This window comes from Nostoc sp. DedQUE07 (genome assembly GCF_034530975.2).
Taxonomy (GTDB): domain Bacteria; phylum Cyanobacteriota; class Cyanobacteriia; order Cyanobacteriales; family Nostocaceae; genus Nostoc.
Genome location: NZ_JAVRCC020000045.1, coordinates 1 through 22621, shown reverse-complemented (window position 1 = coordinate 22621; position 22621 = coordinate 1). Strand labels below are relative to the sequence as shown.

The 22621-nt window shown below is 42.1% G+C and carries 16 protein-coding genes; 12 read left to right on the top strand and 4 right to left on the bottom strand.

Annotated features, from left to right (window positions below; genetic code table 11):
* Positions 1-32: 32 nt before the first annotated feature.
* Positions 33-3221 (bottom strand): S-layer family protein, encoded by a 3189-nt coding sequence (locus RMZ95_RS25885; protein WP_322683911.1) that lies wholly within the window; start codon positions 3219-3221, stop codon positions 33-35.
* A 248-nt stretch (positions 3222-3469) separates the two neighbouring features.
* Positions 3470-4273, bottom strand: a complete 804-nt coding sequence (locus RMZ95_RS25880) for an aldo/keto reductase (RefSeq protein WP_322683910.1) — start codon at positions 4271-4273, stop codon at positions 3470-3472.
* Positions 4274-4805: 532 nt separating this feature from the next.
* Between RMZ95_RS25880 and RMZ95_RS25875 the strand changes: the two genes are divergently transcribed.
* The 4 genes from RMZ95_RS25875 (at position 4806) to RMZ95_RS25860 (ending at position 8722) form a co-directional block, all read left to right on the top strand.
* A complete protein-coding gene (locus RMZ95_RS25875) occupies positions 4806-5582 on the top strand; it encodes a hypothetical protein (RefSeq protein WP_322683909.1) in 777 nt (258 codons plus the stop codon).
* 418 nt (positions 5583-6000) lie between these two features.
* Positions 6001-6300 carry a microviridin/marinostatin family tricyclic proteinase inhibitor gene (locus RMZ95_RS25870; protein ID WP_322671241.1) on the top strand — a complete coding sequence of 100 codons (300 nt, stop codon included), beginning with the start codon at positions 6001-6003 and terminating at the stop codon, positions 6298-6300.
* 179 nt (positions 6301-6479) lie between these two features.
* Positions 6480-7469, top strand: a complete 990-nt coding sequence (locus RMZ95_RS25865) for an MvdC family ATP-grasp ribosomal peptide maturase (RefSeq protein ID WP_322683908.1) — start codon at positions 6480-6482, stop codon at positions 7467-7469.
* 278 nt (positions 7470-7747) lie between these two features.
* Complete coding sequence (locus RMZ95_RS25860; protein ID WP_322683907.1) at positions 7748-8722, top strand: MvdD family ATP-grasp ribosomal peptide maturase; 975 nt, start codon at positions 7748-7750, stop codon at positions 8720-8722.
* Positions 8723-9134: 412 nt separating this feature from the next.
* Here RMZ95_RS25860 and RMZ95_RS25855 read toward each other — a convergent pair whose 3' ends face one another.
* On the bottom strand, positions 9135-10322 hold the full coding sequence (locus RMZ95_RS25855; protein ID WP_322683913.1) for a DUF4336 domain-containing protein: 1188 nt from the start codon (positions 10320-10322) through the stop codon (positions 9135-9137).
* A 548-nt stretch (positions 10323-10870) separates the two neighbouring features.
* On the opposite strand from RMZ95_RS25855, the gene RMZ95_RS25850 reads away from it, so the two are divergent.
* From RMZ95_RS25850 to RMZ95_RS25830, 5 genes are all read left to right on the top strand, one after another.
* Complete coding sequence (locus tag RMZ95_RS25850) at positions 10871-11086, top strand: hypothetical protein (protein WP_322683906.1); 216 nt, start codon at positions 10871-10873, stop codon at positions 11084-11086.
* Between the two features lie 183 nt (positions 11087-11269).
* Positions 11270-14263, top strand: coding sequence for a UPF0182 family protein (locus RMZ95_RS25845; protein WP_322683905.1), 2994 nt, complete (start codon positions 11270-11272; stop codon positions 14261-14263).
* Between the two features lie 834 nt (positions 14264-15097).
* Entirely contained in the window at positions 15098-17056 is a 1959-nt protein-coding gene (locus RMZ95_RS25840; RefSeq protein ID WP_322683454.1) for a bifunctional metallophosphatase/5'-nucleotidase, read from the top strand.
* Between the two features lie 4 nt (positions 17057-17060).
* Positions 17061-17951 carry an isopenicillin N synthase family dioxygenase gene (locus RMZ95_RS25835; RefSeq protein WP_322683455.1) on the top strand — a complete coding sequence of 297 codons (891 nt, stop codon included), beginning with the start codon at positions 17061-17063 and terminating at the stop codon, positions 17949-17951.
* A gap of 819 nt (positions 17952-18770) precedes the next feature.
* Positions 18771-19154: a hypothetical protein gene (locus RMZ95_RS25830; protein WP_289799826.1), complete on the top strand. Its 384-nt coding sequence runs from the start codon at positions 18771-18773 to the stop codon at positions 19152-19154.
* Positions 19155-19325: 171 nt separating this feature from the next.
* Here RMZ95_RS25830 and RMZ95_RS25825 read toward each other — a convergent pair whose 3' ends face one another.
* Entirely contained in the window at positions 19326-19604 is a 279-nt protein-coding gene (locus RMZ95_RS25825) for a hypothetical protein (RefSeq protein WP_322683456.1), read from the bottom strand.
* A 545-nt stretch (positions 19605-20149) separates the two neighbouring features.
* On the opposite strand from RMZ95_RS25825, the gene RMZ95_RS25820 reads away from it, so the two are divergent.
* The 3 genes from RMZ95_RS25820 to RMZ95_RS25810 all read left to right on the top strand — a co-directional run bounded on the left by RMZ95_RS25820 (position 20150) and on the right by RMZ95_RS25810 (position 22299).
* Positions 20150-21292 (top strand): FAD-binding oxidoreductase, encoded by a 1143-nt coding sequence (locus RMZ95_RS25820; protein WP_322683457.1) that lies wholly within the window; start codon positions 20150-20152, stop codon positions 21290-21292.
* 286 nt (positions 21293-21578) lie between these two features.
* Positions 21579-21992 (top strand): substrate binding domain-containing protein, encoded by a 414-nt coding sequence (locus RMZ95_RS25815; protein ID WP_322683459.1) that lies wholly within the window; start codon positions 21579-21581, stop codon positions 21990-21992.
* A complete protein-coding gene (locus RMZ95_RS25810; protein WP_322683458.1) occupies positions 21982-22299 on the top strand; it encodes an ester cyclase in 318 nt (105 codons plus the stop codon). Before RMZ95_RS25815 ends, RMZ95_RS25810 begins: the two co-directional genes overlap by 11 nt.
* Positions 22300-22621 lie beyond the last annotated feature (322 nt).

Here is a 22621-nt window from a genome sequence, read left to right as displayed (position 1 = left end):
AATAGAAATTCCTCTGCCGATAGAGTAATGAATCATTGACTACAGGACATGGCAGAGGGAATAGAAGAACTTTGCCCAGATTGAGCCACAAGCATAATATCACCGTTACCATCAACAATCCATCCTTGAGCCTCGACAATTGGATCGCTAGATTTGGTCATAGTTGCAGTAGATAAATTATCCGCGATCGCTGTTGCTTGTAGTGGCAAATCTACCCAACCAGTAATTACTGCTCGTCCCTGCAACGGTTCGTTAGGACTTTGGGGTAATCCACCGCGTCCAGTGGCGATAAAACGACTAGCGTTTTGTCCTCTTCTGGGAGTGCAACCTTGGGCGATTTGTTGGGATACATCTATGAGGTTAGAGGGTAGTTGAATTAAGCCGCGACTGGGGTCAGTATCTGGACTGTTGATAGTTACTTCCCCGCTCACTCCCAATTCCGAACTCGCTGTAATGTCGCTGTTTTCGGTTGGGCTTTTTTGCGGCAGAATACCGAAAATACCGTTTGTTGTAATGTCAACTCTACCACCAGTTCCTGTAAAGGCGTTAGCGCTGATATCGCTATTTTCTTTAAGAACGGCGACAATGAAAGGGCTATTAATGGTGATGTTACCGCCATCGCCACCGAATTCGCTACTGCCGGCAGTGGTAGAAATTTGACTATGATTGCGTAGTAATAATAAGTCTTGCAACTTCAAGGTAATATTACCACCATTCCCCGATCTGGTTATGGCGGCGATCGCTCCTTGATTATCCAGGCTCAAAGAACGAGCTTGGATGTCAAGGTTGCCTGCCGTCCCCGCGCCGGCACTACTGACAGTGACTTCACCTCCATCTCGGACACTCATCTGCTCAGTTTCAACCTTTACACTTCCCCCGCTACCAGTACCTTCTGGCGTCACCGCAGCGCTGATTTGGCTGTTAAAGTTACCATTTGCTGATTTACCAACGACTTCTACAGATTTCGACGCATGAATTCGTAATTTACCTGCATTGCCCACTCCAGCAGTTCCAACCGATACTACTGCACCACCTCTCACACTCAAGCGATCGGTTTCAATTGTTAAATCGCCACCGTTGCCTCTGGGTGGAATCACTGTTTCGTCTGCGTCTACTTCAACACCTGCATTGATACCTGTAGCATAGAGGTTATCAATAAGTGTATCAAATACTTCTACTTCCGAAGCCCGAATTGTGAGATTCCCAGCGTCGCCTTGACCAAAAGTAGCGACTTGCACTTTACCTCCATTACTGACACTCAAGCGTTTTGTCTCAATGGTCAAGTTGCCACCGCGACCCTCACCTCTAGGGTTTACCTGAGCAAATAAGCCAGCAGGATTTTCAAGATTAGATGTAAATGATTTGATTTTTCCGCTAATTTCCACTGACTCGGCAGCGTGAATAGTCAAATTTCCGGCAAACCCTTTACGATAAACACTGCTTCCCACTTGACTATCAATGATATTCATAGTGACAGTTTCAATGTTTATATTGCCAGCATTCCCTTGTCCAAAAGTACTGGCAGATAGTTGTCCTTGTCGGACAATCAATTGATTCGTATTAATTGCCAAATCTCCTGCTGTTCCTGTACTCGATGTTTGAGTTAACAAGCTGCTGGGAAAGGGAAATAGACTATTACTATTAGTAGCAAATCCTATCAGTTTAACTGATTGGGAGGCATTGACTGTCAAGCTTCCTCCAGCCCCACTACTGCTAGTTCGAGCTGAAATCGCTGCTCCATCTTGGATTAATAACTGATTGGTGTTAATCGTAATCTTTCCTGCGGGCCCTATGTCATAGGCGTTAGAACTTATTCTGCTCGGATACCATCTATTAGGAAACTGTGGAAGAATAGCAGTACCGACTAGCTGCACTGATTCGGCATTTACTGTTATACTCCCTCCAACCCCTTTACCTTCGCTATCGGTTATAATTCCGGCTCCATTTTGGATGAGTAACTGTCTAGTGTTAATCGTGATGTCTCCGGCGTCTCCTACTCCATTAGATGCAGCAAACATACCAGTAGAGCCTAAATTGGGATTATCTGGAATACCGATTATTTGCACTGATTCTGAGGCATTCACAGTCAAATTTCTTGCCACACCTGCATTCGTTGTACTAGATGAAATCTTTCCTCCTGCTAAGATTTGTAACTGTCTGGTGTTAATTGTCAGGTCTCCTGCATCTCCTGTCCCAGAATTTTCAGCAAATAAACCACTGCGAATTCCAGTAGGTGATTCTCCAACGACTTGCACTGATTCGGAAGCATTTACACTCAATCCTTTTCCAGGTAATGCTCCTAAAGTGCTGGCTTCAATCTTGGAACCTCCACTAACTGTAACTCCTTTACCCCACACCTGAATAGCGCCGCCACCTTCGCCACTGGTACTGACCAAGGCTTGATTACTGAGTGAGATATCGGCTTTAGCTAGATTATCAGGAACAACCAAACTTAAATTATTACCATCCACATTCAGTCCGACTGTCCCCTCACCTGCAACTCCTGCCAATTCCACTCGCCCACCCGGAGCATTCAATTGACCTTCGTTGATGGCAATTTCTCCACCGACTAATAGCAAACTTCGAACATCTGGTACTCGTAGACCAAAGATATTATCTCCTATTGGTGCAATTGAACTGTTTTCAATTCTGCCAGCTTGAAGTTGATTGAATAGCAAAGCCGAAGGATTAACTGTTAGTAATGCAGAAGGAGTCTGAGGATTTGTTGCACTAAATTTTAACCCATTGCCAAACCCAAAAGAATTCGCCGTACTCGCCACAAAGGAACCCGCCACATCTAGTCGTGCATTGTTCCCAAATAAAATGCCATTGGGATTAATCAAAAACAAATTTGCATTACCATTTACCCCCAATGTACCGAGAATATTCGAGATATTACTTCCCGTCACCCGTGTGAGAATATTGGAGATTCCTGTGGGATTGGCAAAATAAACTCGCTGCAATTCACCCACATTGAATTCCTGGAAACTATGGAACAGGTTTGTACCGCGAATTGCTCCACCATCAATCCGGTCAGCAGCACTACCTTTGATATTGACATTAGGAGTGACTTTTGAAGAGTTATTACCCAATGTTCCATCAGGGGTAATCTGGGCTAAGGCGTGATTTTCACAAGAAAATATGCCATGAGCCAGCACTCCAATAATGCTAATAGCTTCTAATAAATCTGAGTGCCAATTCCTATTTTTACAGGTTGTCATATCAGAACTAGCCTCGCTTGCTCATTTCTTACCTGTGAATATGCAATCAATTTTTTGAGAAATTTATCTATAATTAATTTCATTTCAGCAGATATTTTGACTAGATGAGAGTAAAATATTAAAAAATTAAAATTAATTAATAGACATTTAGTGAAATTAAATATGCGTTATCCAGAACCCTTGTAAGCAGTTTAAAGAAAAAATAGCACTATAGATGAATTGCTTTACCACTAGCAATAACCAGGATTTTAAATCCATTGAGTATCAAAAGAGTCTTGCCCGGCACCATAAATTAAGTCGCCATACTCCTGCCAATGAGTTAGTTCCTGCTGCGAAAGTTGGGGTGAGTGCAGCACAGAAAGATTTTCCAGTAATTGCTGCCTATTTTTTGGGGCAGTAAGTGCCAGACGCACTGCCCGATGACTTAGTGCCATTCGGTAACAGTCTGCTGCTAGTGGTGGTTTTTGTTGCCAGTTGGGATGCCCCTTAAGTAATGACCCCCAACGAGTACAGGTAAATGCTACTACTGGAATACCTGCCTTTGAAGCGCTGGGAAGAACATCTTCTTCAGCTTTTCGATGTGCCATATTATAACGGAGCATCAGCACATCAATGTGACGTACTTCAATTAATTGTTTGGCAATAGGTAGGTTGTGAGTTGTGACTCCTACATAACGCACGAGTTTTTGATCTTTCCAAGAATGCAGTTCGTCAAGCACCGCTTGAAGTTGAACTATGTCATCAGCAGGGGAAACATATTCAGCAAAAAATACATCCACTTGCGCGATATTTAAACGATGGCGCACGCAGTCCAAGTAATTGCGTAAAGATTCTATATTCCAATTTTCACTACCTGTTGCTATCAAGGTCTGCTCACGCTTTCCTACCAGCAGAGATTTCAAGCCATCCAAGAAGTTTTCCGATTCCAAATTGTAAAAGAAAAAGTAATTGATCCCCGCTTCAAATGCCAATGAAACAGTTGCAGCATCTATCGATTGCCCTGCTAAACCAAGAATGCTTGCTGGCTGTCTATGTATAGTTACTAACTCCACGTCAACGCTCCAATTCTCACTTTTACTCTATTACACCTTCATGATGTTAGTGAAAACTCAATGAATCTTAATTTTTAATCATCTTCTGCAATGATTGATAAAAATTGGTTAACTTATGAAAAAAGGAAGTCAGGAGTATTGAATTAGGAGCTACAAGTTGGAAACCACGCAATCATGTCACGGGTAAGCATATAGCAATTCCTAGTTACGTGAGGTACAGAAATAATGTTTTTAAACGCAGAGGAGCGCAGAGTCAAACGCAAAGGTACGCAGAGGCTTACCTAATGTTATTAGTGATTTACTCAGTACCTTAGCAGGTCGGGAAACGCTATAATAAAATATAAAATTCTTACTGTCGAATCTTATTTCACAATGATTAAGCTAATATTCTCACGCCAGAATGTATATTTCAACCAAATAAAGTAATTGAGCTTTAAAACGCTTTAATTCATGCAGAACTCTAGTTAATATCGTCACATTCGTCAAGCGTCAACAGAATGGCTCCATGTTAATTTAAGATTTTTTGTGTGCAATGAAAAAGCCTGGATTTATTGAGCGTCATCACCTGTGGACAGAAATCCAAAAAGAAGCATCTAAAAAGCTTGAGGCTGTTGTCAAAGAACGGGATCTATTGTTGATTCGTACCGCTTGGTCAGACCAGCATGGGATTGTTCGCAGCAAATCGCTCTTACCGCAGACATTTTTCAGCGCCTTAGAAAACGCTATGCAAATCAGCACAGGCACATTCCTGTTTGATACTGGTGGTGCAATAGTATTTAACCCGTTTGTTCCTGGCGGTAGTTTAGATATGCCTTTGATGACAGGTGCGCCAAATCTTGTAGCTGTTCCTGTCCCTGATACCTTCAAAATTCTGCCTTGGGCAAAACGTACTGGTTTTATTCTCTGTAACGAGTACTTTCAAAATGGTCAGGTAATGCCCTTTTCCAGTCGCGGTATTTTGCGCCAATCATTGGTAGAGTTACATCAAAGGGGATTGGAGTATATTGTCGGCTTAGAAGTTGAGTGGTATCTGGCAAAGTTAGAAGATCCAATGTTAGCGATCGCTAATGTTGGTACTTCTGGAAAACCTGGTGAACCTGCAAAAGTTAGCGCTGTAGAGCATAGTTTCCAATATCTTTTAGAATCCCACAATCCAGAGATTCACGACTTACTGCGCGTTTTAGCCGAAAACTTAGTTGAAATGGGATTGCCTTTAAGGAGTGTAGAAAACGAAGGAGGTGTCGGTCAATTTGAATTTACAATCGCTTTTTGCAGTCCGTCGGCGATCGCCCACCAGAAGACTATTTAAAACAGGTGACTAACTGGGAGCAAAGAGAATATTTTGAATTATTTTGAAGTAAATAATTCCTAGAAATGTTGCGCTTTTAAGGATGATTATTAAGATATTTAAGTGAATTTTTTGATAATTACCTGCCCCACCATCCCCAGTCCCCAGTCCCCAGTCCCTTGCTATACTGTTTCACAATTGCGCCCCGTTCATACTTGCTGTAAGAAAAATTATTATATTTTTAACTTTATACAAGCAATGATTATACAAAAGTAAATATTTGTTAAAGGATAAATTAATACTTATTTTGGTAAGTCAAACTTCGCCAATTTCCGAGGTTGAGTTGATGTATAAACTCTTTTTTTGGCAAAGGTATTAGTATGTAATATGTCATATAATACAGGAGATATTTAAGTTCAGTTGTTATAGGAGAAAGATTGTGTCTGAAAACAAACCAGAAAAGTTGAATTCACAAGCAGTACCATTCTTCGCTCGATTCTTGGAAGGGCAAAGCCTTGAAGACCTTTCTGATGAAGACTCAAAAGCGATTATCGGTGGTAAATGTAATAATGCCACAAACAAGAATAAGGATGAACTTGTAACAACTCTGAAGTTTCCATCCGATCAAGAAGATGGCGCAGTAACTAAGAAGTACCCTTCTGATAGTGATGAATACGCTGTTACTCAGAAGTATCCTTCAGATGGCGATGATGACAGTTCGCCGTCTAAACCTGTATAGCTGCATACTTTTGATTACACCAGAGATGCGGTTTTAAAACTATTGTCAGTATAAAAATACAGTTAGTGCCAACTTCGTCTAGGGGTTGGCTTCTCATTAAAATTAAGTTCACTTTTTTAAAATTTTGCTTTCTCAAGAGTTAACAATAGTGAAAATGCAAAAACTAATAAAAATATTTTATGCACCTCGATCGTGATGTAGTTTTATTAATCACCCATAGTGGTGATTATTTTACAATAGATAAAGTTGCAGAAGCGGTATCAAAGCTAGGCGCACAGCCATTTCGTTTTGATACTGATAAGTTTCCGATCGCACTCCAACTCCAGGCTAATTTAAGTAACTCTGGTAGCAATCATTCACTGATATATAACGATCGCTCCCTCAACACCGAGCAAGTGCAAGCAGTATGGATGCGGCGTATTTGGCAACCCGATCTCGGTCAAGAATTGGCTCCACAATTTCAAGCAGCCTGTTCTAATGAATCACTCGCAGTCTTAGATGGCTTTTGGGACAGCCTCAGAGATGCTAAGTGGGTGGATGATTTACACCGGATAAGTGCAGCTGAAAACAAGTTACGTCAACTGCGGATTGCATCGGAAGTAGGTCTTGTCATACCTCGGACTCTTGTCACCAACAATCCTCAAGAAGCACGAGAATTTTTCCACCAAGTTAAAGGAAAAATGATTGTCAAGCTGCTCAGACCTCTTTCTTTTGGGATGCAAGCCTCTTCTTTTTTCATGTATACCAGCGTCGTTAAAGAAGAAGACTTACTTGATGCTGAAACACTGCGCTATTGTCCAGTTATGTTTCAAGAACAAATTCCTAAACAGCAAGAACTACGAGCAGTATATGTGGATGGCAATCTGTTTGTCGGGGCGCTAGATGCGTCTGAATATGCAGCATCTACCCAGGATTGGCGACGCGAGACAAAAAAGATTCTTACCTGGCAACCAGAGCAATTACCCGATCGACTAATCCGTTGTTTAGATGCCTTTATGGCTAAGTTTGGACTGGTTTTTGGAGCATTTGATTTAATTAAAACGCCATCAGGAGAATATGTTTTTTTAGAAATTAATCCTACAGGAGAGTGGGGGATGCTGGAAAGAGATTTGGACTATCCAATTGCTTTTGCGATCGCATCTGCACTACTTTCAACAAGCCCGAAGTAAAATGCTCTTACTTAAAAATTCCCAACCAACTGATAACCCAATACGCTTGGGTTAAGGCTGAATGGCACTAAGTTAAAATATAGCCCCTGCCCTGACTGGTTAAGAGCCTCCAGGCTGGGAATCCATCCTGGGAGGCTCCGCCTCCAGTGGCTTGACCAGAGGCAGCAGCCCACAGCAATACATTCCCAGTCTTCAGACTGGGAACGAGGCGAATTTATTTATGGGGATTATTAATTTTGAATTTTGAATTTTGAATTTTGAATTCGGAGCGAAGCGACGTGACTATTTTAATCATTACTCACAGCCAAGATAACGAAAGTATTCCTTTAGTTATCCAGGCAATTGAAGCCCAAGGAAAGAAAGCATTTCGTTTTGACACAGACCGATTTCCCACAGAAATGCAGTTAGATATTTACTATGGTAGTAGTCAGCGAGTGATTTTGAGTGTCGATGACCAGACATTAGATTTAAATGAAGTGTCAGCTGTTTGGTATCGGCGCATTGCAATTGGGTCAAAAATTCCCAACTCAATGGATAGGCAACTTAGAGAAGCCTCACTCAAAGAATCTCGCGTCAGCATTGAGGGAATGATTGCTAGTATCAGGGGGTTTCATCTTGACCCTCTGCCAAATATTCGCCGAGCCGAAAATAAGCAACTGCAATTACAAATAGCAAGAGATATCGGTCTAGATACGCCTCGCACTCTGACTACAAATAATCCAATAGCAGTAAAGCAATTTGCCCAAGAGTGTCAGCAGGGAATGATTACCAAAATGCTCTCTTCCTTCGCTATTTATGATGAACAAGGGCGAGAAAAAGTTGTATTTACAAATCCAATTTCCTCAGAGGATCTAGACAACCTTGATGGCTTACGTTTCTGCCCAATGACATTTCAAGAAAAGATTCCCAAAGCATTGGAATTGCGGACAATTATTGTCGGTAAACGCGTGCTAACGGCTGCGGTTGATTCTCAAGCTTTGGATAAGGCACGTTACGACTGGCGCAAACAGGGAATCGCCTTACTCGACGCTTGGAAGTCATACACTTTGCCCGAAGATGTCGAAGAGAAATTGCTCAAACTCATGGTAGAATTTGGTTTAAATTATGGAGCGCTTGATATTATTTTGACTCCTGATGGTCGTCATGTATTCCTGGAAGTTAACCCAGTTGGCGAGTTCTTCTGGCTGGAACGCTGTCCTGGTTTACCGATTTCCCAGGCGATCGCTGAGGTTTTAAATAATTCAGCTAGTTGATTACAAATTCTCTTTATAGGATGTCTGAAAAGTTCTTTTATATACATCTAATCCTTGGAGATCCCCCTAAATCCCCCTTAAAAAGGGGGACTTTAAGACTCTTATTCCCCCCTTTTTTAAGGCTACGGTGTACACACAAGTGTTGGTGCAGTGTATCTATCCCGCCTCGGAATAAATTCCGAGTCTCATAACCAAAGTCCTCTAAAAGAGGACTAAACAAGAAATTTAGTTTAGTCCTCTTTTAGAGGACTTTAGCTTATCAGCCCAGAACTTTAGTTCAGGGCGGGATATTTGCTCAGTGTGAGACTTTCACTTGAACAGAAATATTGGGTGGGTAGGATTTTTAGAGATGTGTGTACACCGTAGCTTTTTTAAGGGGGGTTAGGGGGGATCGATAAATATTTGATACTTCTCAGACATCCTCTTTAGCTGGCGTTGCGATACCGCGTTTAACTAGACTCGCTTCAAGTTCCTGAATAAATTTTAAGTCTTCCTCCAATAAAGGCTGGCTTTCGCTAGAAGAAAGATTTTTTTCCATAAAAGCAAATGCTTGCCGAAATTGACGCGGATTTGCTTTAATTAGCGATTCAAAGTGACAGGAAATAATCTGCTGAAAATCCCAACTTGCAACTGTATCAGCCCATTTGAGGACTTGTTTTGGTGCTTGAGGAAAAATGAGGATTTGCAAAATCGGTGCGACAAATGGTCGTCCCTGGCCTCGTAGAGCGTCGAATGCCTGCTTCCAGGTTTCTTGCCAGCGAAAAGGAAATAAACCAAAGTACGTTTTTAGCGATCGCTCTGGTGCTTTGAGAGCATCACGAAACATCTGTTTGACTGAAGCAACTTCCAAAGCACTTGGACGGAAGTAAAGCGCAAACAGTGAAATGCGTTGCCATCCTTTGCGACGGTTGTCTTTATTGTCCTCGATTGTCTCCGAGGCATTATCCCTGGCATGAAACAGTAAGGGATAAGGATCTAATTGGAGGATTTCTGGTGGGTCAACTGGCACAGAAAGTATAGAATCAGTTACAAGCAGAGTGCGCGATCGCTTGTGAAACAATGCAACTTCTGCAAAAGATCCTCGTCCCAAGTCGATGTCCAATATTGCATAGTCAAACTCCAGAGCAAAGGGAGCAAGGCTTGAGTCCTCTGGGAGTTCTTGAGTTCGTTTTTGGGGAAAACCTAGCCAACTAAGCGGCAGATTGAACGGAAAACTCCACTGGTGCGGGGCAACAAACACTTGTGCTTGAGGAAAGCGACGAGCAAAGGGGCCAACGAAGACTTTATGCTCTAGACCAGAACTGGTTGGCAGTAAGATATACTTAACTTCACCGTGCTTTGCTACCAACTCATTAACCAAGCGGACACACTCAGTTGTGGGAGCAACGGGTGCATAAACCAGAAGTCCTCCGGCAAAAAGCTTGACGATAGTCATGCGAATCGGCACGATGGTGTAGAGAATGCCGTGAAGCTGATCGAATGTCCAGATAGTATCCTTAACTATTTCCTGACGAACTGTCCGCCGCCTGCCGTAGGGGTAGAGTGGGACAGCAGCCCAGAATGACCATGACCAATCCTTGGGGTTGTTCAAAGGAGACATCCCTCGATCTCGTACTTCAACTCTCGACTGAGATCCAAGTGAATTCATCGTCGTTTTATTGTCCTGGCGCGGGCCAGTTGTGAGAGTGCTGTAGTGGCTACAAGATTGGTATAGCACGCTTGTCGAGCGAGAGCAACTGGCTAGAATCTCCCCACACAACACTTGTCGGTAATTGAACTATTTTACTGGTTATTTAACTGCTTAACTGTTCATCTCATCGTCAGCCTTACCCTGAGAACTCCGATGTTCTAAACTGGAACTACATTGTTAGCGATCGCCGATCGCACAAATCACGTTTAAGGATGGAGCATTTTGGGATTTATATCAAGTCCGGGTAATTCATTGTACCCTTCCCACTCTTCGGACTACGGTTTACACACAAGTCGAATTACCCCCCTTAATCCCTCCTTATAAAGGGGGGAAATAGGAAATTTGGTTCCCTCCCCTTTATAAGGGGAGGGTTAGGGTGGGGTAAAACCTTAGTTAATCAACTATTTGAGACTTGTGTGTACACCGTACTACTAGAATTTCGATAGGAGGTAAAAACAATGCTACGAACCATTGAAGGAATTTATAAAAATGGCAAAATCGAACTAGCTGAAAAACCACAAGGTATTACTGAAAGCAAAGTCTTTGTTACTTTCTTAGAAACAAAACCCATCACTTGGCCAGAAACTATTATGCAACATCAAGGTGTAGTAGAAAGTATTATTTTTGAGTCCTACCGGGACGAACTGCTACCACCTAACGAAATCGAGTTTTAATGATGGGTTATTTACTCGCATAATTACGGCGCTTATGTTGCCCACCCCACAAAAATTATATAAATTTTAGATATGCAAACTAGATGTGGTTTAGCTTTTTGTTGTAACATCTAATGTTCGAGAATTTCAAAGAGTAAACGGTTTGCAAATAGAAAATTGGCGTTCTTCTTAAATTACATATCAATGTATTGGAAATGGGGCTTTAGGCTATTAATCGGATTTTTGGGGCTGTGGCTACTGTTGGATCTGGGTTGCCGTTTGGGAGCAGAGATTTTTTGGTTTCGGGAAGTCGGCTATCTGCAAGTATTTTTGTTGAGGCTGCTGACTCGTGGTATTTTGTGGGTAGTCGTGGCTGGAATAACTGCTGCCTATCTACTGTTAAACTTGGCTTTAGCACAACGGCTAAAATATTCCCAGTTAAAGATTGAGCAAGCAGAACTCAACAGTGAATTAACAAATTTTCTCAGTCCTAATTATCTAAGACGCAACCAAACCCGGATACTTACGCCACAACGCCCTCAAGCATTAAAATTGCGCTGGTTATTACCTTTAACTCTGATATTGAGCTTGTTAATTGGGTTAATGCTGGCTCACTATGGTCAAATTGCTCTTTTCTATTGGCATTCTCCAGTTAATCAGGCTATTCTACCCGTTCCCGCTCTATTTCGACTGGAGACAATCTGGCAACTTTTGAAGCAGATTGTCTCTCAAGTTTGGTATCTCGGTTTAATTGGGGGAGTAGCGATCGCCATTTTAATCTATCCGCAATTTTTACTGACTGCGATCGCAATTCTCTCCAGTCCCATTTTTGCCTTCATCATCTTCCGACACTGGCCAAAGGTGCTGGAATATTTGCACCCTACACTTTTCAACAGCACTGAGCCTTTATTTGGTCGAGATATCAGCTTTTACGTATTTTCTTTACCTTTTTGGGAACTGCTAGAACTCTGGCTGATGGGTTTATGTTTGTATGGCTTCGTCGCCGTTACTCTCACTTATCTTTTGTCGGCAGATAGTTTGAGTCAGGGGATTTTCCCTGGTTTTTCACCCCAGCAGCAACGTCATTTATTCGGTATGGGTGGCTTGTTGATGCTGGTAGTGGCTTTTAGTTATTGGCAAAGTCGCTATGAACTGGTGTATTCTAGCCGGGGAGTGAGTTATGGTGCTAGCTATACGGATGTGACAGTCCAGTTGCCAGCTTACACCGTTTTGGGGATTGTGGCAGTAGCGATCGCAACTTACCTCCTTTGGCGAACGTTTTTCTGGAAATCCAAATCTCGGTATCGTCGCTTTTTCTTTTATGGGTTAGGGGTTTATTTAGTATTAGTTGTAGCTGCTGATGTTGTTTTACCTACTGTGGTGCAATATTTAATTGTTCAGCCTAATGAGTTGCAACGAGAGCAACCTTACATTCAGCGGACTATTGCCTTAACTCGTCAAGCATTCGATTTAGAGGCGATCGATTCTAGAAGCTTCAACCCGCAAGGAACACTGACTGAAGTTGATATTCAAAAGAATGCCTCGACAATTCGGAATATTCGCCTTTGGGATGAGCGACCACTTTTAGAAACTAATCGTCAACTGCAACAAATTCGGCCGTATTATCGGTTCCCTGATGCCGATATCGATCGATATACTCTCAAAACAGATGAACCTTCACCTCAGCCGCCAGAACCTAAGCAGGAAGCAGTTGACTCAACAGAACGGCGGCAAGTATTAATTGCCGCGCGAGAATTAGACTACAGTGCCGTACCACAGGAAGCTCAAACATGGGTTAATCGTCATTTAATTTATACCCACGGTTTCGGGTTTACTGTTAGTCCAGTTAATACAGTTGGGCCGGGTGGACTACCAGAATATTTTGTTAAAGATATTAGCGGTAATAGTAGCGCTCTCACAACTTCTAATCAAGCCGTTCGTGAAAGTATTCCCATTGGGCAACCCCGGATTTATTACGGTGAAATTACGAATACTTATGTAATGACTGGCACAAGAGTTAGAGAGCTAGACTACCCTAGCGGTAGTGATAATGTTTACAACTCTTATGAGGGTCTAGGTGGCGTTGAAATCGGTTCAATATGGCGACGATGGCTATTTGCAATGTATTTGAAAGATTGGCAGATGGTGCTGACGCGGGACTTTTTGCCAGATACAAAAGTGCTACTGCGACGAAATGTCAAGCAAAGAATTCAAGCGATCGCACCCTTCCTCAAATTTGACAGCGATCCTTATTTAGTTGCTGCTGCTGCTAATCAAGATTTCCCCAGTAATCCCAGCTATCTTTATTGGATTGTTGATGCTTATACAACGAGCGATCGCTATCCCTATTCAGACACGGGTAGCGATGGTATCAATTACATTCGCAATTCTATCAAAGTAGCGATCGATGCTTATCACGGCACTGTAAAGTTTTACATTGCCGATCGAAGCGATCCAATCATTGCCACTTGGTCAGCGATATTTCCCAATATGTTCAAACCGCTCAGTACAATGCCAGTCAATCTCCGCAGTCATACCCGATATCCAGAGGACTTTTTCAAAATTCAATCTGAGCGGTTGATGACCTACCACATGACCGACCCCCAAGTATTTTACAACCGGGAAGACCAGTGGCAGATTCCGAATGAAATCTATGGTAGCGAACCTCGTCCGGTAGAGCCGTATTATTTGATTACTAGTTTACCCACCGGAGACTTTGTTGGCGAAGCCTCTGCTAGAGAAGAATTTCTTCTGTTTTTACCTTATACTCCCAAACAACGGACTAATTTAATCGCTTGGTTAGCGGCGCGATCGGATGGCAAAAACTACGGTAAGCTGCTGCTATACGTCTTTCCTAAAGAACGCCTGATTTACGGAACAGAGCAAATCGAGGCGCGGATTAACCAAGATCCAGTAATTTCTCAGCAAATTTCCTTATGGAATCGCCAGGGTTCGAGAGCGATTCAAGGTAATCTACTAGTAATTCCCATTCAGCAATCGCTGCTGTATGTCGAGCCAATCTATATAGAAGCCACACAGAATAGTCTGCCAACCTTGGTACGAGTAGTAGTTGCTTACGAAAACCGGATTGTTATGGCGCAAACCTTAGAACAAGCATTGCAAGGAATTTTTAAACCAGAAGTGACACCAGCGCCGGCGATTATCCGTCCCTTTGAAGAAGCAGCCCCGCCAGGTTAAGTAAGGGCGCAAGACCTTGCGCCCCTACAAATCTATAAATAATTTGGGATAATTTATTTTTTAGAAAAGAATGCAACAAATAGACCATTTGTAGAGACGTTGTAGAGACGCGATTCATGAGCCAGCGCGTTGCGGGGGTTCCCACGGCAGTCGCTCATGGGGGGAACCCCCAAGACCGCGCTGCCTCCCCGTTGTAGCGACTGGCGTCGCGTCTTTACCCAAGGATGTGTTGCAATCATTAATTGAATTGGTATACATATCAGGCGATTTTTTGTATCCCTTGATTCGTGCGATCGCAACTAATGGTTATCACTGGCGATTGCTACGTGATTTTTCATTGAGTACAAAAGTCTACTGAAAGTAGAAAAGTTCTTCGCAGTCTTTGCAATTGCCCTGGAAAGGTAGATTATTAATTAACTTTTAATATAAAAGGAGTTAAAAAAGCGCATTTTTTAACTCTAAGTTTCCTATTTTATTTCAGTTTTTTCATTTGAAAACTTTCCTTTCAAAATTGCAGTGACTTTTTTACATACCCCCAAACTCCTTTTCAAAAGCTGCACATAAGATTCAAATTACCGTGTAATAACCTGATAATCAAGGGGTGATAGAAAACATCCTACTTTTCCTACTTTTCCCACCTTTCTTGTTTTTTATCTATACATAGGCAATTTCCAATCAGATGTGAAGATAAAAAGGAATATTAAAATTATCTTATGAAATATTTATTATGGGATATTTATAATACAGTGATAGGCTAGAAAATTTATTATGTCTTTTTTAAATCGGAAAAGTAAATTTTTCAGTAAGTTTAATTGCCGAGATTTAAGGACTAGCTTGATTATATCTAGCATATTTTTATTTTTAGGAACTGCTGGTGGTGTGGTGCAAGTTAAAACAGCACAGAAGTCAGGGTTCACACTACAACTTTTACATACTTCCGACCAAGAAGCAGGTGTCCCGGCGCTGAAGGATGCACCGAACTTTTCGGCGGTGTTGAATGCACTGAAAAATCAGGATGCTAATCGCGACGGTAAGCCTGATTATCCTAATACCTTAATTCTTTCATCTGGAGATGCTTATATTCCCAGTCCCTTTTTATTTGCCAGTGACACAGCTTTTGGTGGACAGGGGCGGGGAGATATTTTAATTTTAAATGCTCTTGGGTTTGGTGCGATCGCCTTTGGCAATCACGAATTTGATTTAGGTACGGGTGTTGTCGCTGACTTGCTGCGTGCTAAAGAAGATTACCCAGGTACAAAATTTCCCTATCTCAGCGCAAATCTAGACTTCAGCACTGATAAAGACCTGGCAAAATTAGTTACTGCTGATGGGCAAGAGGCAAATAAAATTCCGAATAAAATTGCCCGTAGCACCATTATTACTGTCAATGGTGAAAAAATTGCTGTAGTTGGGGCAACAACTCCCACACTGCGGACTATTTCTTCTCCCGGTGGTGTGACTGTCTTGCCTAAAAAATTTAATAGCCGTGATACCGCAGATATCGCTGCTTTGGCTGCTGAAATTCAAACTTCTGTTGATACGCTGCTGACGAAAAACCCCAAGATTAATAAGGTCATTTTGTTGGCACACATGCAGCAAATTGCGATTGAGCAAAAGCTAGCACAGTTACTTAAGGGAGTAGATATTATTGTTGCTGGTGGTTCCAATACCTTACTAGCCGACAAAACAGACCGTCTGCGAGTGGGTGATAAATCTGCTGGAACTTATCCAATCATCAAGAAAGCCGCAGATGGTAATCCGATAGCTGTAGTTAATACCGATGGAAACTATCGCTATGTTGGTCGTCTAGTAGTTAACTTTGATGCCAAGGGAGTGATTATTCCCCAAAGCATTGACCCTAAAATCAGCGGTGCTTATGCGACTGATTCCCAAGGTGTAGCAGCTGTAGGTGGGAAACCCGATGCTAAAATTGTTGCCATTACAGAAGCACTCAAAAAAGTGATTATTGCCCAAGATGGTCAGATTTTTGGGAAAACCAACGTTTTTCTCAACGGCTGGCGGGGTGATGTCCGCACTCAAGAAACCAATTTAGGGAATTTGACAGCTGAAGCTAATTTAGCGATCGCAAAGAGATACGATCCTAAAACTGTCATTTCCATTAAAAATGGTGGCGGTATCCGTGACAATATTGGTATATATACCTTTCCCCCAGGTTCGACTCGCTCGCGGGATGTTATCAAACTGCCACCCCAAGCAAATCCTGTGGCAGGTAAGAAAGAAAAGGAAATTTCCCAACTTGATATCACCAATGCTTTACGGTTCAACAATGGCTTGACTTTAGTAACTTTGAATGCAAAAGAACTACTAGTAATAATTGAACACAGTGTAGCAGGCATCGCACCAGGTGCTACCCCTGGCAGTTTTCCCCAAATAGCGGGATTAGCCTTTAGCTTTGACCCAGATTTGCCAGCAGGTAAGCGTGTTAAATCCCTGGCTATCAAAGACGGGAAAGGCAAAATTATTGATGTAGTAGTGAAAAATGCAGAGTTAGTGGGTGACTCTAATCGCATCTTCCGCGCTGTCACCTTAAACTTCCTAGCAAATGGTGGTGATGGTTATCCTTTTCCTAAAACTGAACAAGTTGATTTGATATCAAAAGATGCTAAACGTACAGGTTTAGCCACCTTTGCTGCTGATGGCTCCGAACAAGATGCATTAGCAGAATATCTGGCTGCTAAGTTTAACCAGATTCCATTTGCTCAGGAGGATGTACCAGCTACCGAAGATACTCGCATTCAAAATCTGAAGTTGCGTAAAGATGTGGTATTTTGAATCAATGGTTAGAATTCCAGTAATTGATTTCACTAATTTTACTAAAGGCAACGCAATAACTCGGCAAGCTGTCATCAAACAAATTTATGAGGCTTGTCATGAAATTGGCTTCATGTACTTGCAAAATTCGGGAATATCAAAAGAGTTAATCGAGGAAGTATTCACTCACAGCAAATCTTTTTTCAATTTAGCTTTAGAAGTTAAGCAAAAACAAGCTTGGAGTGATGAATTTAGTAATATGGGTTACGTTGGGATTGAAAGAGAACGTCTTAACCCCAATAAACCAGGCGATTTAAAAGAGGCATTTAATGTAAACAAACAAGCGGTAGGGATAGATGCTTCTCTTGTTACCTTCTACGCTGGTTGTACAGAACTTGCTAATACGATATTACAAGCTTATGCGTTGGCATTGGAATTGCCAGAAGATTTTTTTACTATCAGACATAATCAACAAAATCATACGTTGCGACTATTACACTATCCGCCATTGCAGACACCAGCGAAACCCGGACAGGTGCGTGCTGGCGAGCATTCCGATTATGGTAGTATTACCTTACTTTTTCAAGATGAGGTTGGCGGGTTAGAAGTACAGACAGTATCTAAAGAGTGGATTGTTGCGCCTGCAATTCCTGATACTGTAATAGTCAATACTGGCGATTTAATGCAACGGTGGACAAATCATCGATTTTGCTCAACTAAGCATCGAGTGATGATTCCCACTGATAAAAGAGTGAATCAGTCGCGGTATTCTATGGCTTTTTTCTGTCATCCTAATGATGATACAGAAATTAGTTGTTTGGAGAGTTGCCAGAAAGAACAATCGCCTATCTATCCGCCTATCCTGGCGGGAGAATATCTTTTACAACGTTTACAAGCAACTTATGGTAATTCGTAATTAAGAAAGTAGGCCTCTTGCATAAGTTGAATAGACCCTCCTTTATTCCCCTTTCAAAGGCAGGTTTTTAAGCTTTCGATAAATAGTTGAGAATGTTCTCAATTATTGAACGTAGTTTTAAGTTCTCATATCATGTCCGCCAAATTACCCATAATAAAAGAACCCCACCCCCAACCCCTCTACGGTGTACACACAAGTGTTGGTGCAGTGTATCTATCCCGCCTCGGAATAAATTCCGAGTCTCATAACCAAAGTCTTCTAAAAGAAGACTAAACAAGAAATTTAGTTTAGTCCTCTTTTAGAGGACTTTCGCTTATCAGCCCGGAACTTTAGCCTCGGAATAAATTCCGAGTCTCATAACCAAAGTCTTCTAAAAGAAGACTAAACAAGAAATTTAGTTTAGTCCTCTTTTAGAGGACTTTCGCTTATCAGCCCGGAACTTTAGTTCCGGGCGGGATATTTGCTCAGTGTGGGACTTTCATTTGAACAGAAATATTGAATGGGTAGGATTTTTAGAGATGTGTGTACACCGCGCCTTCACGTTTGAGTATTTCGCGCACTCTGGATCGAATTTTGCCTTCACGTTTGAGTGTTTCGCGCACTCTGGATCGAATTCCGTCTTCCCTGGATCGAATTTTGCCTTCACGTTTGAGTGTTTCGCGCACTCTGGATCGAATTCCGCCTTCACGTTATCAGAAGTAGCCGGAAATTACTTAAATTTTAGGTTTTTAAATAAAAACCAATAATTTTACGTATGACAACTTTTGAAACAATTGTCCATTATTGAGTTATGGTAAATTTGAAAAATCAGTAGCAATTATGGCAAGACCAAAACGAAATTCACGTATTCTTGGTAAAGCTGAAACACGTCTAGCAAGCGTTAAATCTATCAATTCAAGTCTAGATGTCGGAGAAGGATTGTCAGTCAAAGATTATACTGGAAAAATCGAAAGTCTGCGACAATCTCTAGAAGCATACAATACTACCCTCTCTACTATTGATGTCTTGCTAACCCAGATCCTTGAAAATGAGCAAGATTTAGCAGATTATTCTGAGCAAATTTTGCGTGGTATTGCTTATAAATTTGGTAAGAATAGCTATGAATATCAGATGGCTGGAGGTATTCGTAAAAGCGATCGCAAGCGTAATGTGCGTAAAAACGTGGTTTCTGCTGTCGGCGAACCCGCACCTACTGCTTTGTAAAGGATTACCAAGAAATAAATTATCCACTCTTGTGGGGTGGACATCTTGTCCGCCCTATGAACTGGGCTCTCGTGTCGCCCACCCCACAATAAAAGTTGTATATTTTTTTATTTATCAGTCCCTAAATCGAATAGAAAAGAGACGTTGCATTGCAACGTCTCGACATTTAGGTTAGTGGATAAGAATCTGGCGGATTAAAATGCTCATCACCTTATCTGGATTCTCGGTGGGTACTAATGGACTCCAGTCTCCAACGCTGGCATAACCAATTACTTGTAAATAGTGGATGGTGCTGGTAACGGCTTTGGCAGAACCAATCAATGTATGTTTTATCGGTTCTCGCCGGGGTAATGGCTGTCGGGTTGGTTGATGGCTGGTGGATGTATCGAAATTTTCCCCAGACAAAAACTGTTTTAACTTGGACTGGGCAGATTCTGGTAATTGTGACATGATGATATTCATACTCTGATATTGGGGTTTATATAAAGGCGATCGCTGTCTTCTTTGCGGGATTTGGCGATCGCCTTTATCGATTTTGGGGTTTAGATAGGGGCGATGTCTACGACGGGCTATGCCTACGCTGTCTTCTTTGCGGGATTTAGCGATCGCCTCGATCGTATTCTGATATTAATGTATAATTTTATACTTACTAATCGATAATTGAAAAATTTTTATTAGTAATTATCGAGTTTTAACGAAAATAAATTATGCATAATTTTAGTAATATTAGTTACTGAAATATCTATATAACTGAGTACAAATTATTGTTTTAGGGACTGACAAATAAAAAAACATACAATTTTTCTTGTGGGGTGGACATCTTGTCCGCCCCAAGCCTTGGGCGGGCGAGACGCCCACCCCACAAGATTGGATAATTTATTTCTTGGTAATCTTCAAGAGATTGATGAATTACTATTACTATCTTCTCTTTGAGATGCTCCGCGAACGTCATTATCAATTACGAATTACCTTAACCTATTTATAATTTGCAAAATATGAAAACCTACGACTGGATTGTTGTCGGTGGCGGAATTACGGGTGCTGCACTCTCTTACGAACTAGCGAAAAAAGGTTTTGCTGTACTTTTGCTAGAACAAGATGTTACACCACAAAATGCAACTCGTTATAGTTATGGTGGGCTGGCTTATTGGTCTGGTACTACATTGCTAACTCGGCGATTGTGCGAAGAAGCGATCGCACGTTACCATATCTTATCTCAAGAGTTAGACGCTGATATTCAATTTCGGGAATTAGATTTATTACTGACTATTTCAGCCGATAACGACCCAGAAACAACTGCGGCATCATATAATCATTTTGCCATTCCACCGCGTTTACTCAGTATTCAAGAAGCTTGTGAGTTGGAACCGCAGCTAAATCCAGAGGCGATATCTGGGGCTTTAACTGTCAAACACGGTCATATTCACCCAGAAAAAACAGCACAAGCTTACATCCAAGCCTTTAAGCGGGCTGGGGGTGAAATGCAGATTACCCAAGTATTGCAAGTATTGCAAAATGGCGTACAAACTACCATTAATGCAACTTTCCACAGCGCTAATGTTGTCATCTGTGCGGGTGGACTGGGCCGCCAGCTGCTCAAGTCTGCTGGTGTTTCCATCAAGCTGTATTTTACCCACGAAGAAATTATTGAAACCCCAGCCGTTGATGTCAGGTTACGCACCTTAGTTATGCCAGCGAATCAGCAACGGTTTCAACTAGAAGCTGAATCTACTCAAGTTGATGAATTGTGGGATGAACTTGGTAATGAGTTAGTACCACCAATTTTAGATGTGGGTGCAATTCAGTTTCAAGATGGTAGTATCCGCATCGGTCAAATTAGTCGGGCGATCGCAGATCCTCATGCCGAGGTAAACTCAGACGTAAGCGAAAAATGGTTGCGAAAAGGTGCTGGTCAAATTTTACCAGCATTAGAGCATTTACCAGGGACTTGGTATCACTGCTTAGTGGCATTTAGTAGCAATCAACTTCCCTTAATTGGTGCTATTCCAGGATTGGAAGGCGTTCATGTTTTCTCTGGATTTAGCAATCCCCTAGTACTTATACCACCTTTAGCAAAGCGCTTTGCTAATTTTGCAACTGGTCAGGAAGATGAAATTATTACAAAAATATTAATCTAAGAGCTGATATCATGTCCGCCAAATTACCCATGATAAAAGAACCCCACCCCCAACCCCTCCCCGCCTGCGGGGAGGGGAGACAAAGCACAGCTTTGGCGGGGTGGGGTTCTTCGGGTTTAATAAGCAATCAAGCGGACATGATATGATTCGTAAAGAAAATTTTAAGGATACCCAATTCATTGCTGGGTATGACTTTCAGGCGAGGGAACGTGGAACTTTGATTGCCCCACGCCCAAAGATCGGCTAATAGTTAGTGAAGTGATGCTTCTGATTTTCTAATGATGCGATCGCGAGCCTCCAGGAGCATCCGCAAGGCACTGTGCGAGTGACAGCCACCGTCTTGTTTGCGCAGTCTTTTCTCGCACCCAATTTGCCGGAGTTTCTGCTGACCTACCCCAATATTCAAGTGATTCTCCATGCAACGACTGAATACAAAGATATTGTGAAAGAAGGATACGATCTAGCGATTCGGATTGGGGAATTGCACGATTCATCCCTGATCGTGCGGCAGATTAGCACAGATCGCATGAAACTCTTTGCCAGCGCGACCTATCTCAAAACCGCTGGCGAACCAAAAGCGATCGCTGATTTGATCGGTCATGCGTTGCTTTGTATGGCTCATCGTCAGAACAATGTGACCTGGACATTGCACAATGAACAGCAGGAAACAGTAACGCTCTCCTTTCGAAATGCACGGTAGTTTACCAGGACTTCCCCTCGGCCCTGAAGGGGTACGCAAACTCTTTGGTTCATTTGGCTCTATCGAGCAGAAATGGACAATCGAAGACGTAATCGCTGAAGGTGATAAAGTTGTTGTGCGTGCGACTAATACCTGCATCCAAGAGAGTTTTTTTGGCATACTTAGTCGCGGCCGTCAGCAGACATTCACCGCTACGTTCATTCATTATATTGTTGATGGTAAGATCGTCGAAACCTGGCGAAACGCTGACGACCTTGGACGAGTTCTTCAGCTTGGCGCACGAATTGAACCAGGAATATCTGAGTAATAGCAGTAGTTGATTAAAACTATTGTTGTGTTAACCAGCTATCTGTTCAGCACAGACCAAAATTTTGAAAAAAGATAAATAAAATAAACTCCTAGTTTGTAGTGAGCGATTTATCGCTCAGAGGTTGTTTGAAAAGTCGTAAAGTATACCAGAGACCCCACTTCCACTCCTCTCTCCGTTTCGGGGAGAGGCTTTAAAACCCCCATTCCCTTGTAGGGAAGGGGGGCTAGGGGGGTTAGGTTTCCGAGGTCTATAAGTTACTAAAAATACTTTTCAAACATCCTCTGAGCTCGACTTTATCCATTTTTGGCTACGGGTCATC

Bases quoted from the DNA above. Each gene is read 5' to 3' on its own strand.
- RMZ95_RS25885 (WP_322683911.1), bottom strand. From the start codon at position 3,221: ATGACAACCTGTAAAAATAGGAATTGGCACTCAGATTTATTAGAAGCT.
- RMZ95_RS25875 (WP_322683909.1), top strand. From the start codon at position 4,806: ATGAAAAAGCCTGGATTTATTGAGCGTCATCACCTGTGGACAGAAATC.
- RMZ95_RS25865 (WP_322683908.1), top strand. From the start codon at position 6,480: ATGCACCTCGATCGTGATGTAGTTTTATTAATCACCCATAGTGGTGAT.
- RMZ95_RS25855 (WP_322683913.1), bottom strand. From the start codon at position 10,322: ATGTCTCCTTTGAACAACCCCAAGGATTGGTCATGGTCATTCTGGGCT.
- RMZ95_RS25850 (WP_322683906.1), top strand. From the start codon at position 10,871: ATGCTACGAACCATTGAAGGAATTTATAAAAATGGCAAAATCGAACTA.
- RMZ95_RS25845 (WP_322683905.1), top strand. From the start codon at position 11,270: ATGTATTGGAAATGGGGCTTTAGGCTATTAATCGGATTTTTGGGGCTG.
- RMZ95_RS25835 (WP_322683455.1), top strand. From the start codon at position 17,061: ATGGTTAGAATTCCAGTAATTGATTTCACTAATTTTACTAAAGGCAAC.
- RMZ95_RS25830 (WP_289799826.1), top strand. From the start codon at position 18,771: ATGGCAAGACCAAAACGAAATTCACGTATTCTTGGTAAAGCTGAAACA.
- RMZ95_RS25825 (WP_322683456.1), bottom strand. From the start codon at position 19,604: ATGTCACAATTACCAGAATCTGCCCAGTCCAAGTTAAAACAGTTTTTG.
- RMZ95_RS25820 (WP_322683457.1), top strand. From the start codon at position 20,150: ATGAAAACCTACGACTGGATTGTTGTCGGTGGCGGAATTACGGGTGCT.
- RMZ95_RS25810 (WP_322683458.1), top strand. From the start codon at position 21,982: ATGCACGGTAGTTTACCAGGACTTCCCCTCGGCCCTGAAGGGGTACGC.